The organism is Methylosinus sp. PW1 (assembly GCF_000745215.1).
Lineage (GTDB): Bacteria > Pseudomonadota > Alphaproteobacteria > Rhizobiales > Beijerinckiaceae > Methylosinus.
In genome coordinates, this window is the sequence record NZ_JQNK01000004.1 from 63,821 (window position 1) to 78,878 (window position 15,058).

At 64.0% G+C, this 15,058-nt stretch carries 13 protein-coding genes; 3 read left to right on the forward strand and 10 right to left on the reverse strand.

The window, feature by feature from the left end; genetic code table 11:
* Positions 1–20 precede the first annotated feature (20 nt).
* On the reverse strand, positions 21–803 hold the full coding sequence (gene istB / locus K369_RS03795; RefSeq protein ID WP_036286363.1) for an IS21-like element helper ATPase IstB: 783 nt from the start codon (positions 801–803) through the stop codon (positions 21–23).
* On the reverse strand, positions 793–2,322 hold the full coding sequence (gene istA / locus K369_RS03800; protein WP_156967678.1) for an IS21 family transposase: 1,530 nt from the start codon (positions 2,320–2,322) through the stop codon (positions 793–795). The genes istB and istA overlap by 11 nt, the downstream gene beginning before the upstream one ends.
* 122 nt (positions 2,323–2,444) lie before the next feature.
* On the opposite strand from istA, the gene K369_RS03805 reads away from it, so the two are divergent.
* On the forward strand, positions 2,445–3,359 hold the full coding sequence (locus tag K369_RS03805) for a recombinase family protein (protein ID WP_036288008.1): 915 nt from the start codon (positions 2,445–2,447) through the stop codon (positions 3,357–3,359).
* A 43-nt stretch (positions 3,360–3,402) separates the two neighbouring features.
* On the opposite strand, the gene repC is transcribed toward K369_RS03805, so the two are convergent.
* The 5 genes from repC to K369_RS03830 form a co-directional block, all read right to left on the reverse strand.
* Positions 3,403–4,737 (reverse strand): plasmid replication protein RepC, encoded by a 1,335-nt coding sequence (gene repC / locus K369_RS03810; RefSeq protein ID WP_084570453.1) that lies wholly within the window; start codon positions 4,735–4,737, stop codon positions 3,403–3,405.
* Positions 4,738–4,938: 201 nt separating this feature from the next.
* On the reverse strand, positions 4,939–5,925 hold the full coding sequence (gene repB, locus K369_RS03815; RefSeq protein ID WP_198033012.1) for a plasmid partitioning protein RepB: 987 nt from the start codon (positions 5,923–5,925) through the stop codon (positions 4,939–4,941).
* Complete coding sequence (gene repA / locus K369_RS03820; RefSeq protein WP_036288015.1) at positions 5,922–7,115, reverse strand: plasmid partitioning protein RepA; 1,194 nt, start codon at positions 7,113–7,115, stop codon at positions 5,922–5,924. Before repA ends, repB begins: the two co-directional genes overlap by 4 nt.
* A gap of 369 nt (positions 7,116–7,484) precedes the next feature.
* The gene (locus K369_RS03825) at positions 7,485–8,117 is read right to left on the reverse strand and encodes a hypothetical protein (protein ID WP_051948963.1); all 633 of its coding nucleotides are present in this window, start codon (positions 8,115–8,117) and stop codon (positions 7,485–7,487) included.
* Between the two features lie 2 nt (positions 8,118–8,119).
* Positions 8,120–9,199, reverse strand: a complete 1,080-nt coding sequence (locus K369_RS03830; RefSeq protein ID WP_036288196.1) for a bifunctional nicotinamide-nucleotide adenylyltransferase/Nudix hydroxylase — start codon at positions 9,197–9,199, stop codon at positions 8,120–8,122.
* Between the two features lie 253 nt (positions 9,200–9,452).
* On the opposite strand from K369_RS03830, the gene K369_RS03835 reads away from it, so the two are divergent.
* Together K369_RS03835 and K369_RS03840 are read left to right on the forward strand one after the other, a co-directional pair.
* A complete protein-coding gene (locus K369_RS03835; RefSeq protein WP_036288198.1) occupies positions 9,453–10,079 on the forward strand; it encodes a helix-turn-helix domain-containing protein in 627 nt (208 codons plus the stop codon).
* Between the two features lie 68 nt (positions 10,080–10,147).
* Complete coding sequence (locus K369_RS03840; protein WP_371033289.1) at positions 10,148–10,705, forward strand: RES family NAD+ phosphorylase; 558 nt, start codon at positions 10,148–10,150, stop codon at positions 10,703–10,705.
* Positions 10,706–10,789: 84 nt separating this feature from the next.
* Here the strand turns inward: K369_RS03840 and K369_RS03845 are convergent, their stop codons facing one another.
* From K369_RS03845 to K369_RS03855, 3 genes are read right to left on the reverse strand one after another with little or no spacing between them, the layout of a single operon-like run.
* Positions 10,790–12,232 carry a TolC family outer membrane protein gene (locus tag K369_RS03845; protein WP_051948967.1) on the reverse strand — a complete coding sequence of 481 codons (1,443 nt, stop codon included), beginning with the start codon at positions 12,230–12,232 and terminating at the stop codon, positions 10,790–10,792.
* Positions 12,229–13,071, reverse strand: coding sequence for an efflux RND transporter periplasmic adaptor subunit (locus tag K369_RS03850; protein WP_036288021.1), 843 nt, complete (start codon positions 13,069–13,071; stop codon positions 12,229–12,231). Before K369_RS03850 ends, K369_RS03845 begins: the two co-directional genes overlap by 4 nt.
* A gap of 7 nt (positions 13,072–13,078) precedes the next feature.
* Positions 13,079–14,983: a prepilin peptidase gene (locus tag K369_RS03855; protein ID WP_245278084.1), complete on the reverse strand. Its 1,905-nt coding sequence runs from the start codon at positions 14,981–14,983 to the stop codon at positions 13,079–13,081.
* Positions 14,984–15,058: the final 75 nt, after the last annotated feature.

A 15,058-nucleotide genomic window follows, 5' to 3' on the forward strand; every position in this document is an offset into this window, starting at 1 on the left:
GCTTGCGGCTCAGTCGGTCGTCAAGTTTTGGTCTTTTCCTTTGCAGGTTTGTCCGCCTTCGCCGAGCTGTCCTTGAACCGGAAGCTGTCGTTTCCAGTTTCGAGGATATGGCAGCGGTGAGTGAGGCGATCGAGCAGAGCCGTCGTCATCTTGGCGTCCCCGAAGACGGCGGCCCATTCGCCGAAGCTCAGATTCGTCGTGATGATGACGCTGGTTCGCTCGTAGAGCTTGCTCAGCAGATGGAACAGCAACGCCCCGCCGGAGCCGCTGAACGGCAGGTAGCCGAGCTCATCGAGGATGACGAGATCGGAATGAACGAGCCGCGCCGCGACTTGGCCCGACTTGCCTTGGTGCTTTTCGGCTTCGAGCGCGTTTACGAGCTCGACGGTGGAGAAGAACCGCACACGCTTTCTGTGATGCTCGATCGCCTGGACGCCGATCGCTGTCGCCAGATGCGTCTTGCCCGTGCCAGGTCCCCCGACCAGGACGGCGTTATGCGCATCCTCGAGGAACTCGCAGCGATGAAGCTGGCGCGCGAGCGCCTCGTTGACCTCACTGCTGGCGAAGTCGAAGCCGGCGAGATCGCGATAGTTCGGGAACCGCGCGGACTTGAGCTGGTAGGCGATCGATCTCACCTCCCGGTCGGCGGTTTCCGCCTTCAAGAGTTGCGACAGGATCGGCAGCGCGGCCTCGAAGGCCGGGGAGCCTTGCTCGGTCAGCTCGCTGACGGCTTGCGCCATGCCGTGCATTTTGAGACTGCGCAGCATGATGACGATGGCGCCGGCGGCGGGATTATGACGCATGGCGCGCCTCCCGACCCTTGCGCAGCGCGTCGTAACGCTCGACATTGGCCTGCGGCTCGGTGGTGAGCGTCAGCGCGTTGGGCGGTTTCACGGGCGGCGCGTCGACCGGCTTGCCGTCCACCAAGCGATGCAACAGGTTCAAGATGTGCGTCTTGGTCGGCGCGCCGGCCTCCAGCGCCAATTGGACGGCGGTCAGCACGGCCTGCTCGTCGTGCTGTAGGACCAGAGCCAAAATCTCGACCATCTCACGGTCGCCTCCCGGCTTCTCGAGCATGCGCTGTTGCAGCGTCCGTAAGGCGACCGGCAGTTCCGCGAAGGGCGCGCCATTGCGCAGCGCGCCCGGCTTGCGCTGGATGACGGAGAGATAATGCCGCCAGTCGTAGACCGTCACGCTCTTGTCGTCATGCGACCGGGCGAAGACGCGGGCGTGCTCGCACACGATCTGCCCCTCGGCGGCGACGACGACGCGCTCAGGGTAGACCCGCACGCTGACGGGGCGATTGGCGAATGAAGCCGGCACGCTGTAGCGATTGCGGTCCAGATGGATCAGGCACGTCGGCGTGACCCGCTTGGTGTGTTCGACGAAGCCGTCGAATGGCCGCGGAGGCTGCATCAGTTGCGGAACCTCCTCGCGCCAAGCCTCCGCGATCGTCCCCGGCTGCGCGCTGTGCGGAATCTCGGCCCACAGCTCGCGGCATCGCGCCTCCAGCCAGTCGTTGAGCGCCGCCAGCGACGGAAAGCTCGGGATTGGCTGCCAGAGGCGATGACGAGCATCCTGAACGTTCTTCTCGATTTGCCCCTTTTCCCAGCCGGAGGCCGGATTGCAGAATGCGGCCTCGAACAGGAAGTGGCTGACCATCGCGGCGAAGCGGGCGTTGACCTGGCGTTCTTTGCCACGCCCGATCTTGTCGATCGCGGTGCGCATGTTGTCGTAGACGCCTCGCCGGGGCACGCCGCCCAGCACGCGGAAGGCGTGGTTGTGGGCGTCGAAGAGCATCTCATGCGTCTGCTGCGGGTAGGCGCGAAGGAAGAACGCACGGCTGTAGGAGAGCTTGAACTGGGCGACCTGCAACTTCGTCCGCTCGCCCGCGATGATCGCCCAATCCTCCGACCAGTCGAACTGGAACGCCTCGCCGGGCAGAAACGTCAGCGGCACGAACGCGCCGCGCCCGCAGGTCTGCTGCTCCCGATGCCGCGCCGCCTTCCACTCGCGCGCGAACGCCGCCACGCGATTGTAGGAGCCGTCGTAGCCGAGGGCGACCAGATCCGCGTGCAACTGCTTGACCGTCCGCTTCTGCTTGCGCGATTTTGCGGCCTCCTGACGCAGCATGTGCGCCAGCTTGTCGGCGAACGGATCGAGCCGGCTCGGTCGATCGGGCGTGGCGAACCCCGGCTCCACGCTGTCCGAGCGCAGGTATTTGCGCACCGTATTGCGCGACAGCCCCGTGCGTCGCGCAATCTCCCGGATCGAAAACTCCTGCCGATATCGCCAGCGTCGGATGACGCTCAATAACTCCATGTCGATCACTCCAAGGTCCCCCACGACGGTCGAGGGGGAAAGGTTCGAACATGGGTCAGTTCTCGGTGGAAAAACTCGTGCTGCCTGGGTCAGCTCTCAGTGGAAATCAACAACCAGGGCGAATGCCCCTGATCGGCTACGCCCGCGTCTCGACCGAGGAGCAGGTCACGGACGCCCAGACCGATGTGCTGAAGGCCGCCGGCTGCGTCGAGATTTTTCGTGAGCATATGTCTGGCGCAAAGGCATCGCGGCCGGAGCTGGCCAAGGCCCTTTCGCGGGTGCGCCGCGGCGACGTGCTGGTGGTCGCGCGGCTCGACCGTTTGGCCCGTTCGCTGTCGCATCTCCTGGCCGTGATCGCCGAGCTCGACGCCAAGGGCGCGCATTTCAAATCGCTGGCCGATCCCATCGACACGACGACGCCGCAAGGCCGTTTCGCCCTGCAGGTTCTCGGCGCCGTGGCCGAGCTGGAGCGCGCCCTGATCCGGGAGCGCACCAAAGACGGGTTGCGCGCCGCCAAGAAGCGCGGCCGTATCGCCGGCAATCCAAAGCTCCGCGCCGGCGACCGCGACGCCATCCAGCGCATCGTCGACGCCAAGGCGGCGAATTATTTCGAGCGCGTCAATCGAACGGCCGAACATTGGCTTCCAGTCGTCCGGCAAATGCGCCCGGATCACCGCTGGCAGGACGTCGTGCGCGTGCTCAACGCCAAGCGCGATGGCGTCAGCGGCGCTCCCCTGCCCCAATGGACCGTCGAGCGCTTGAAGCGCGCGGTCAAATGTTTCGTCGCCGAGGGTTTGATCGAGCCCCGCCTCCTCCATCAAGCCGCCAGCCGAAAGGTCAGCAGCGAGCGCCTCGTCACGCTCGTCGCCGGGATCAAACGGGCCAATCCCGATTTGACGCTCGCGCAAATCGGCGCGCAGCTCGAGGCCATGTATGAGCGCACGCCGCGCGGAGGAGCCCGCTGGGCGCCCTCCTCCGTCAAAAGCCTGCTCGATCGCGCCGAAAAGCTCCGATTGCTCGACGCCGAAACGCTGTGAGTGACCGGACCGCCGAGGCTCGGTCCGATAATCCATCCCCGCGTCACCCTGTTTTCTTTCGTTCGCGCGCCGCCTTCGCGGCCCTGCCACGCAACAGGGCCATCAGCACGGGTCCGAGCGAGAATTCCCCTGCCCTCGCCTTTTCGGTCAGGACGCGGAGATAGCCGCCGGCGCTCTTGATCTCATCGCCGCGTTGCAGGATCGCGGCGATGACGATCGCGGCGTCATGCTCGCCCAGGACCTCCAGGGCTTGCGCCCAGGCGTCTGGCGACACGCCGAGCGCCGAGCGCACTGTCGCCGCCGCAGTAGCCAAATCCCGCCATGAGGAAATTTCGCCGCTCCTGCCGTAATCGACGATGTCTGGACAGGCCTCCAGCACCATTCCGAGCGGATAGGCTCGAAGCGACTGCTTCGGGTCGACAGTCCGAGAGCGTTCCGAGGATGTTTCCGACGCTCGATCGATCGGCCCCCTGCCCTGTTCGAGGTTTGGCTGGGGCGGATCGGCCCTGCCTTCTTGAAGGCTAGGTTCAAGATCAGAAGAGTTTGTGGTTTGATTCTGTATGTGACGCTCAGATTGAGACTCATTGCCGCTCATATTCTGAGCTTTTATGTGCGTTTCCAGCGACTTGTGGATTTCGGCCGCCAGCGTGGCGAGTTCAGCCGCCAAAGCCTCCAGATCCGCGCGGGAAAGCCCTCGGCCATAGCGTCCCGAAAGCGCGGCGTAGCGCTGGTGCGCGCCATCCCAATCGCCGGAAACGCCTTCGCCCAGTCCGGTCTCGATCATCTTGACGATGTCGCGCCGCGTGAGCGTGATCTTTTCGCGCAGCAGCGCGATCGCGCGGTTCTCCGCCCGCACCTCCTCGGCGAGGTTCTCGATTTCGCTCGAGCGCGCGACGAGCGGCGCGAGGTCGAAGCCGAAAGCGTCCTCAATGGCTCCGCCCTGCCCTTTCCGGGCGAAGCGTTTGCCGTTCGGAGAGTCACGGCGGATGATGAGGCCGGCGTCGACGAGACAGGCGAGATGCCGGCGGAGCGTCGCCGGCGCCATGCCATGGGCGCGAATCGAGAGTTCCCGATTCGAAGGAAACACGACGATGCCGGCGCCGGCCGAGCCCGCCTCGGCGGACATCGAATCGATCTCCGGCAGACTGAGCGCTGTCTCCTGATGGAAGCTCAGCAGTGCGTGCAGCACGGATAGCGCACGCTCAGTGACGCCGAGCGGCTCCTTGGCTTCGGTGAGCGCGCGAAACAATCGCCATTTGTGGACGACGGTTTCGGACGCGCCCGGCTTTGCGGCGAAATTCTCGGTCGCGGCCTGGCTCGCTACCATGGCGAGCGACAGTGGCCGCCGCCCGAAGGGCGTCGTTGGACGTGTCTGCATGTTCCTTTGCCTCGTTCAGGCAAAAGAAATCCGCTCGCCGAAACGGCGCCGACTCTTGACAGCGATTCGCGGAAGTGTGATTCTCTAAGGTGTCAGACTTTGAGAAGGGCTTCCGGGACGGTGACGTTTCGGGGGCCTTTTTCTTTTGCGATATCTCCGATGTTTCAGTCGAGCTCGAACTCGTCAGTCAGGGGCGACACCTCAATGTTGCGAGCTCTCAACATCGGGGGATTCCGACCCGCTCCCTTCCTGAAACCGTTTGTACAGGTCCGGCAAGTTCTCGGTCAGCCAGGTCGAGAACCGCCGTTCGCTTTTGTGAATTGCGAAGGTGTGCCCCTTGGCTGTCCAAGAAACATAGGCGATTTGTCTGCCGTTCGTACTCGTGATCTCCTTGCGCTCGGCATATGCCGCGGAGGCCCGGTCCTCTTCGAAAACCTTCAGGACCGCGAGAAATCTCTGGTCGGACGCCATGCTGGCGAAACTGCTTCCCGCCATGATCGCGGCGGCTCTATCGAGAGCGCCGTCCGTCGAAAAAGCGGTCGCGAGGTCTTGCCATCGGGGCTGCCCGACGCCGGGAGCGCGTCCGATCGCACGAATGACGTCTCTGGGGACGGCTTCGACGACGGATCTCATTTTCGAAAGCCCCGTTCTATCGACGCCGAGCGTCGTCCAAACCGCTTTCGAAGTGAGCCCCTGCGCTTCCATTTCCTTTGCAAAAAGCGCTCGCTCGATCCATGTCAGCGCTTCTCGGCTACCGTTTTCCGCCCCTTGCTCTAGGATCAGCTCGGCGTCGGTCAGCGGTCGAATGAAGGCCCGAACCTTCCGGTCCAGGGACTTGAGAGCCTGAAGGCGACGATGGCCGTATGCGAGCTGATACCGGCCGTCCATTTTCGGGTGCGGTCGGACGAGAACAGGGATTTTTTGACCTTCTGCTTCGATCGAAGCGACGAGCAGATTGAGCGCCTCTTGATCCTGCTCGAGGCGATCGCCGAAGGGAGACGGATCGATAAGGCCAGCGTCGAGAGTCGTGACGGAATCCGCTGTGAGATCGTCGAGGCTGCGGCTCAGCCCGGTGATCGCCGTGGAAACGACACGCTGACGTGGCTGCGACGCCACACTGTGCAGCTGTGGCGGATCGATGGCGGCTTCCGTGGATCCGAGCTTGCTCAGAATGGACGGTCTTTTCAAGCTCTCCCCCATGATTTGTGGATGAGCGCCAGAATTTCTGCGTTCACGCTATCCATGCTCTCGAGCGCCCTCTTCCAGGATTCTCGTGGCACCTCGCCGGGCTCGAGCTCGTAGAGCGATTTCTTCGCGAGACCCGCCGCTGCGACGGCTGTGCTTTCGAGCGCCGTCGAAACGAAGACGTGCTCCTCGAAGAGGTGCCTCAGTAGCCCGACGATATGTGCTTGCGGCCCGTCGCTGGGCGTATGGCGCGTGACGAGAAAACGTATCCAATTCTGCTCGAGCCGGGCGCCATAGCGCGCGAGCTCATCTGTGAGATCTCGAAGCATAATCAGATATTGATTCATGCTCGCAACGTCCAGCATCGCCGGGTGGACCGTGATGATGAGGATTGTAGCGGCAAAGAGACCAGCGAGAGTGCCGAACCCGAGATTGGGCGGCGTGTCGAGAATCGCGATATCGAAGTCACGAGCGACTTGGTCGATCGATTTTTTCAGTCGCATAAAAAACAAGCCGAGGTCATCGCGTTCACGCGATGCGAGAGCCCGTGCGGTGTCATGCTCGAACTCCATCAGCTCGAGATTGCCCGGCACGATCGAGACGCCGGGGATGTAGGTATCCCGAATGACTGCGCGAAAGGGCTTATGGCCATTGTATCGAATGGCGGCGTAAGCGGTTTCGTCATGGCCAACGTCGAATTCGGGCTGCAGTCCGAAGAGACTCGTGAGCGAGGCCTGCGGATCGAGGTCCACGCAGAGCACGCGATAGCCCTGGATTGCGAGGTAATGGGCGAGATGGATGCTCGAGGTGGTCTTGGACGATCCGCCTTTGAAGTTCGTGCAGGTCACGACTTGGAGTGGCTCGCTCGGCCGCCTCCATGGTTTGAGAGCCAGGGCGTCCTCTGGCCTGACCTCAGCGAGGTAGGTCCGCAGCTCGGAGACCTGTTGAAGTGTGTAGACGCGCCGATTGTTATCGAGGCGCGCGGGTTGAGGTCCCTTGCCTTCCAGTGTGAGCGATCGGAGGGTCGATTCGGGAACCTTGAGGAGGCGCACGAGGTCGTTTGTCGAGAACGTCCGCCCGAACGCTTTTTGGGACGACGGAGGGTATAGCCGAGTTCGCAGCGACAGCAGCTCCTGAGAGAGAGCGGCTGTGAAGCGATCGATTTTTGCCGTCGTATCCGACATAGCGTCCATGTGGCCTAAATTCCCGTATGACGGATTTGACGTCCTTCGATGAGGAATACCGTCAGCGTCGACGATTCTGTCGCGAAGGGCAAGAAAAAAAGAATTAACGAAAATTGAGAAGTAAGCCGCGCCCTTGGAAGCCGAGCATGTTTCGCCTGTCGTCGCGGCCCGTGAGTGATGTTGACGCCATCTCCGCGGATCGCAGGATTGTCGTGGTGATTTTCGAGCTAGGTTGCCTGAGGACTGGATTAGGAGTGTTGCGAGCTCACAACATTTGGAGGCAACGTGCTCATGACGCATCAACGAGACTGATCGAGAAGCGCGCCCAAGAGGCTCATGAATGTTGCTAGCTCGCAACATCCATGAGCTGTCCCGAGCTCACCGCCAGGATCGACGACGAATATCCTCGAGGCGTTCGTCACGAATCAAATGGCCGCCGACGAAAACCTCCTCGAGCAGATTCTCCTCGCCGTCCCGACGCTCCTCCGCGCGAATGGTGCGCGGCGCGCCGTCCCTGAGAACCAGCGCAAGGCGGCCCTTCTTCGAGGCCTTGCCCGGATCGCCGATCGGCTGCTTGAACACGTCGATCCACTCACCGCCGATGCGGATGGCGCTCGTCTTCATCGCGAATTCGAGCGTGTCCCGATCGAGCTTCTGCAGCAGCGCGCCGCCCATGCCGAATGCGATATTGTCGGCCGCGAAACCTTTCCCGCGCAGATTGACGAGGATCGCCGTGATCGAGCTTTCATCGACGCCGTCGCCCTGAATGACGCGGACGCAATCCGGCAGCACGCGAAACCCTTTGGAGTTCGTCACGGCGCCGAATTTCTCGGCGAGGATTTCGACAATCTCCACCGGCGTCGTCGTCGGATCGCCGGAGTCGGGCCGCACGACCAGCGTTCCGCCCGTTTCGCGAAGCTGCGAGGCGAGGCTGCCGCCCCAAATCTCCGCCGTCGCGCGATAGATGTCATAGCTGTCGGAGACGACCGCGACGACCTTTCCCGGCCCCAAAATCAGTCGATCAACGCGCCCGTCATCTCGCGGATGATGGCCGCATGGTCCTCGAAAAGCTGGTCGGCGCTCAGACGGCCGAGCTCATGCCAGCAGGCGCTCGCGGCGTCGTCGTCGCCGCGCACCGAGAACATGGGCTTGCGCGCCGGAAGGTCGAAGAGAAAGGCCTGGGTCACGACGCGGCCGCGCTCGGAGCGGTCGGGATGGTCGAATAGCCGCGTCTTGGTCTCGTCGATGAAGGAGGCGAGCATGGCCGGAGGGATCTCGCCCTTCTGGTCGGAGATTTTGGTCTCCTCCTTCAATTCCCGCACGGCCGCGTCGCGAAAGCTTTCATTGGGATCGACATGGCCGCCGGGCAGGGCGAGCAGCCCGGCGCCGGGACGGCGAGCGCGCTCCACCAGAAGAATATGGCCCGACTGAACGACGACCGCATCGACACAATTGATGAAGACAGGGTAGGGCGTCTTGCCCCAGGCGGCCTTGTAGTCGCGATAGAACTCCGTCTCCCCGACCAGCCATTTGAAAGCGTCGGTCAGCATGAAGCGGGTGAGAAACTCGCTGGTCTCCGCAGGACAGAGCGGCGCGTCGGGAATGCGCGGCGCGCGGCGCAAATAATCCTCGCGCAGATCGGTCGAATTGAGCGTGCCATGCTGCGTCCGCACATCGACCGCATCCCAATTGGGAAACATGCGCAGATAATAGGAGGACTTGTCCTTGCTGTGGCCGATGAGGCCGACCGAAGCGCGTTCCGAGCCGCCGTCCGCGGCGATGGCCTCGTCGACGCTGCGCTGAACATGGGCGATCCAGGCGCGATCATTGTAGAGAAAATCCGGCAGCGGCCGCACGAGAATGCGATCGGGCGCAGCCTCGATCGCGCCACGGGCGGCCAGGATCGTGTCGCGCCGCTCCTCATAGGTGAAAGGGTTGCGCGGCGACCGCGCCGCATTCGACGAGCCGACCAGCACGATGAGCTTGCGCCCGGCGGCGAGCGCCTGACGCATGACATGGAGATGGCCATTGTGAAGGGGCTGAAAACGCCCGATGAACACGAGATAATCGTGCTTTTGCGCCGATGCGCTCATATTCAGGTCTCCCCTGAACGATTTGCTGTCTCGGACTCCCCGAGACATGCCCAACTTAGCGAAGACTAGGGCGACGGTCAATGGCCTTGTCGCGACCGTCGTCTCGGCTCGATCGTCGCGCGGCAAAGCGACGGCGCAGCTCTGGCGAACGAATTCCATCGCGGGCGCATCGTCGGTTCGGTCGCTGTCGGCCGAGCCGTGGTTGACCATGTATGCGCTACGCTATATTCTTCTGAAGACAACCGAGGCGCCGATGAAAGCCCCATCTTCGCACGAGACCGCCTTCCGCGACGCCGCGAGCGCCGACCCTTTGCGCGAGGCGTTTCTCCGTCGCTCCATGGACACCATCACGCGGATTGCCGCGCATGCCGATCTGAAAATACTCTCCGAAGCGCTCGCCGCCTCCACAGGTTTCGGCGCCCTCGCGCGCGTGCTGGCGGACGCCGCGACCGCCGAAGCCTCGCTTGTCGATCTGGACCCGCTCGCCCCGCTCGTGGCGCGGAATGCGGAACATCGCGTCCAGCTCCTCGACGCCGCTGGAGGCGCGCTTTCCTCGACCGAGGTCGCGCAACAGCTCGGCGTCAGCCGGCAGGCGATCGAAAAGCGGCGTCGCGCCAATAGGCTGCTGGCCGTGCGCATGGGCGGCGATTGGCGCTATCCGCGTTGCCAGCTCGACGAGGCCGAGGGGACGGTCGTCGCCGGGCTGGCGACGATACTCGACGTCTTCGCCAAAGCCGGTCCTTGGGTCGCGATGGATTTTCTGTTGGCGCCCGACGACGCTCTCGGAGGCGAGACGCCGATGCAGAGGCTGCGGCGCGAGGGACTGACGCCGGAGCTGGAGCGACTCGCCCGGATCGAACAAGGCGACGGCTTCGCGTGAGCCCGGTCCGAGGCCCTTCGGGCGTCGCAACTTTCCCTCCAACCGCGCTCGCCACTGCGGCGCTACCGATCGAGATTTTGCCAGCTCGGACGGAGCTCCATCGCGTGCATCGGACGGAGCATCAGCCGATATTCTTCGGTCCGGGTCCCGAAGCGCCGCCGACCTATCGTTTCGATAGCGCTTCCGCCTCATTTGGCGTGCTGTATGTCGCGTTTCGCTTCGCCGGCGCGCTGGTCGAGACCTTGCTGCGCAATCCACGCAGGAAAATGGTCGCTCAAGCCGACATCGAAGCGCGCGCTTCGAGCGTCCTGCGCTGTCGGCGCGCGCTGCGTATCGTTCAATTGCACGGCGCCGGGCTACAGATTCTCGGCCTCGACAATTCCATCTCGACCGGACCTTATGCGCCTTGCGGCGCCTGGGCCGACGCGCTGTGGGCGCATCCTGAGGCGCCGGATGGCCTCGCCTTCCGCTCCCGGCACGATCCCGACCAGCTGTGCCTGGCGATTTTCGAGAGGGCAGGGGACTCCTTCGACGCCGAACCAGCCGTGCGTCTCGTCGACCAGCTTCCAGAGGTCGCCAAAATACTCGGCGCCTACGGAAAATCGCTCGCGCCGACTCCGCTCTGACAAAGACGCCGCCAGCTGCAGAAAGAAGCGCGGCTGTTCCACGGGGTCGATTTTTGGTCCTAAGAAAAGCGGAGGATGATCCGCCTAATTCGAGATTCGCGGAGTCGACGGCGACGCAGCAGCCTCCGGCGTGTCCAGGCCGATCCAAAGCTCACGTATCTGCTCCAGATTCTTCGCCGGATCATATCGTTCGACGTCGAGATTCAAGCTCTCGGCGGATAGGCCGCCGATCCCGGCGAGAACGGAGCAGGAGGCGACGACACGATCATGCTGCGCCGAGACCATTTTCACCCGAGCGTCGAATAGCGCCTGCTGCGCATTCAGCACATCGAGAAAAGTTCTTTGGCCGAATTCCGCCTCGTTGCGAATTTGCTGGAGAGCCCTTTCCGAGGATCTCACCACCGTTCCGCCGTAATGCAGCGCCGCATTGGCGGTCGCAAGACGGCTGTAGCTCGCGGCGAGCTTGGCGCGAACGACGCTGCGCTGAGCCGAGACATGCGCCTGCGCCTGACCGAGCTGCCGCTTGGCCTGCCTGACCGCGGAATATTCGGCGCCGCCATCATACAATGGCACATTGAGCGTTCCCGTCACCTGCGCCGAAAACTGCCGCGTGCCGGGATAGCCGAGATAGGAATCATATTGCTGGAAGACTTGCCCGCCTACGGAAAGCGACGGCATGAGCGCGCCCTCGGCGACCTTCACCGCCATCGTCGCGACATCCACTTGATGAAGTGACGAGATCACCTGCGGATGCGCGGCGACGGCCCGTTCGACAGCCTGCTCGGCCGTCGTCGGCAGATCACGCTCGCAGCCTTTCGCAGGCTCGAGCCGCTCGGGCGCATGGCCGATCACCTCCCTATATTCGACGACGCTCGCCCGCAAGGATTCGCGCGCCCCGACATGGTCGGCCTCGGCTTGCGCCAGCGCCGCTTCGGCCTGCGCGACATCGGCGATCGTCGCCATTCCCATTTCGGCCCGATCGCGCGCCACGCGCAGCTGCTCCATGAGAACGGCCCGATTGTGCTTGCGCAGACCCAGCGCCGCAGTGTCGCGCAGCACATCCATATAGACGGTCGCCGCATGCAGCAGCACTTCCTGCTCCGCGGCCGACAGAATCGCGCGCGCCGCGAGCACGCCGGACTCCGCCTGACGCATGGAATTATCCGAACGCCAGCCGTCGAACACCGTCAACGACAGATTCAGCGTGCCGCTGCGCGGATGGCCGAAATTCTCATCATCGGTGTAGAGGCGGTTCCTCAGCTGATCGCGACCGCCCGGTTGACGGACGCTCGACTTTTGCGGCCCCGCGCTGAAGGACGCGCCAGCCTTCGGCCGATGTCCCGCCGCAGCTTTGGACACGTCCTCATCACGAATCCGCACGACCGCGCGCTGTTCCTCGAGGTCCGGATTATTGGCGTAGGCCGAAGCCAGAGCGCTCTTCAACGTCTCCGAACGGCTCTCTTGCGCCGCGAGCGCCACGAAGCACGACATGAATGCGCAAAGGCGCCGCGCGCGCGCCGCGTTCATTGCGCGTCCCTCTCACGCGCCGCCTCGTCGAAATCGAGCTTGCAGCGTTGGCCGCCCGGCAGCCGATTGTCCGGATTCGGCAAGAGAAGGCGAACGCCGAATGTCGCGCTCGCCGGATCGAATACGCGATCGATCACCGAGACCGTCGCGAGACGGCTCCCGCCGACGGGCTCGTCCGGCGACACCATGACGGCCTCGCCGAGCTTGATCTTCGGATACATGGCGACCGGAAGAAACGCTTCGACATGCAGCGGATCGAGATGCACGACGCTCATGATGAAAGTGTCCTGATGGACGAACTCGCCCGGCGATAGCTTGCGCTCGCCGATCACCCCCGCGATAGGGCTGCGAATGGTCCTCTGCTCGAGCACGGCGCGAGAGCGCTCGACCTCGAGCTCGGCAAGCCGCAATTCGACCTTCTCACGCGCCAGATCTTCTTCCGCGACGCGCGTATCCGCTCTCTGCTCGTCGAATTTGTCACGCGTGAAGCTGTTGCGCGCGAGCAGCTCTCGCGCGCGGCCCATGCGCGCTCGGCTGAGCGTCAGCCGCGCGGCTTGAGCCTCGACGCGCGCCGCGCTCGCAGCGCGGGCTCTATTCAATTCGAGCGTCGCGGCTTCGACGCTCGACTCGAGCCGCGCGACCACTTGGCCAGCGACGACGACGTCTCCGCGATCGACGAGCACCTCGGACACCAATCCCGCAGTCGGGCTGCCGAGCTTGACCGTCATCGTCGGATCGATGACGCAATCGATCCGACGATTTTCGGCGCGCGCCGCGCCGGCCGACGAAGCGCTGCACATCGCCAGAGCCGCGGCGATGACGGTTCGCGCGATCGACATTCGGGGATTATTCGGCTTTTCCTGTGAAGGCGAGCGCATGATCGAGAGTCTCGTCTCTATCCAATAATTCGCGACGCATATGAGCATGAAGCCGTTCCGCGCGACGCTGCGCAGCGCGAAGAGCGAAACGCGCAGGCCATGACCAGCCGGCACGAATCATTACGTACATTAGGTGCCGTTCGAAGGGTAAAACGTTGGTGTCCGTCAGGCCGTCCTCGAGCGATAAGATCGATTGGAAGCGACCGGGCTGCCCTTGCCGCGCGCATCGTCCAGCGAGCTGTCGATCGATTCTGCGAGCGTCATGAAGCTCCGACATTATGACGTGCAATCCGCCCAATTCGCTCACATCGTCGTCGAGCTTGATGTCGGTCCCGCGGCCGGCCATGTTCGTCGCGACGGTGATGCGGCCGCGCCGCCCGGCGGCGGCCACGATCTCCGCCTCGGCGGCGTCCTGCGCGGCGTTGAGAACGACATGCGCCAAATCCGCCGTAGCGAGACATTCGCTCGCTCTGCGCGAAGAAGCCACCGACCTTGCGCCGAGCAGAACCGGCGCGCCCCGCCGATGATGCTCCGCGATCGTCTCCACGATGGCGCGCCATTTTTCCGACTCCGTCGCGACGATGCGATCTCGAAGCAGCTCGCGTCGCGAGGGCCTGTTGGTCGGCGCGCGCGCGACGGCGAGCCGATAGACGCTCCACAGCTCGCCCGCGACCTCGGCGGCCGTGCCCGTCATTCCAGCGAGACGCTGATAGCGTCGGAAGAAGCGCTGATAGGTCATTCTGGCGATCGTCGCCCGCACGCCCGAGATCGCGCATCCTTCCTTGACCTCGATCATCTGATGGAGCCCATCGCTCCAGAAGCGGTCGGCCATGACGCGTCCAGTATGCTCGTCCACGATCTCCACCTTCCCGCCGCGCACGATATAATGCTCGTCGCGGTGGAAGAGGCGCATCGCCGTGATCGCTTGAACCGCCCATTCCTCGCGCTGCGCCGTCATGCGCCAACGGCTTTTGAGCGGCTGCGCGAATTCGGCGAGCAATGCGCGGCCGGAGGCGGTCAGCTCGACACGACGCTCGTCGAGACGGATCAGATAGTCACGTCCCTCACTCATCCGCTCCGCGATCTTGAGCGCTCGAACGAAATCCTCCTGCTCGGAGGTCGATTGCAGCTCGCGCGAGAGAATGAGCGGCGTGCGCGCCTCGTCGATGAGTATGCTGTCCGCCTCGTCGACGATGGCGAAGTGCAAGCCCCGCAGCAGGAGATCGCGCTCCGGCACCGCCGGCGCCGCGAGCCGCGCGAGCTTGTGCCGGAGATCGCCGCTCCGCCGCCCGAGCGCCAAGCGGTCCCGCAAATAATCGAAGGCGAGAGTCTTGTTCGTGCAATAGGCGATGTCGCAGGCGTAGGCGGCCGCTTTTTGCTCGGGCGCCATCTCCTGCGTGACGACGCCGACGCGCAGTCCGAGAAATTCATAGAGCGGCCGCATCAGATCGGCGTCGCGGCGCGCGAGATAGTCATTTACCGTGACGACATGGGTCGGGACTCCGGCCAGCGCCGCGGTCGCGGCCGCCAATGTCGCCGTGAGCGTCTTGCCTTCGCCCGTGTCCATCTCGGCGATCATGCCGCCGAGAAGAATATCGCCGCCGATCAGCTGCACGTCGAAATGTCGCATTCCCAGCACGCGATCCGACGCCTCGCGGATCACCGCGAATGCTTCCGCGATCGCCTTCGGGTCGCGCGCGCGACAGCGATACAGCGTTCCGCGCAGCGCTCGGCCACGCAGGCGCAGCTCGGCGTCGGACAGCGCGCGCAGCTCCGCCTCATGCTCGGCGACACGTTCCACAATGCCGCCGGCGCCGCGCCCCGCGAGCCATCCGATCGCTGGCGCAAATCGCGCCACCGCCGCTTCCGCCATGCGTTCGAACGCGCCGGATCGTGGCCAGCGGCGCTCGGGATAGATCCGCGGTCGGGGCAGGGGAGGGCGCGCCTG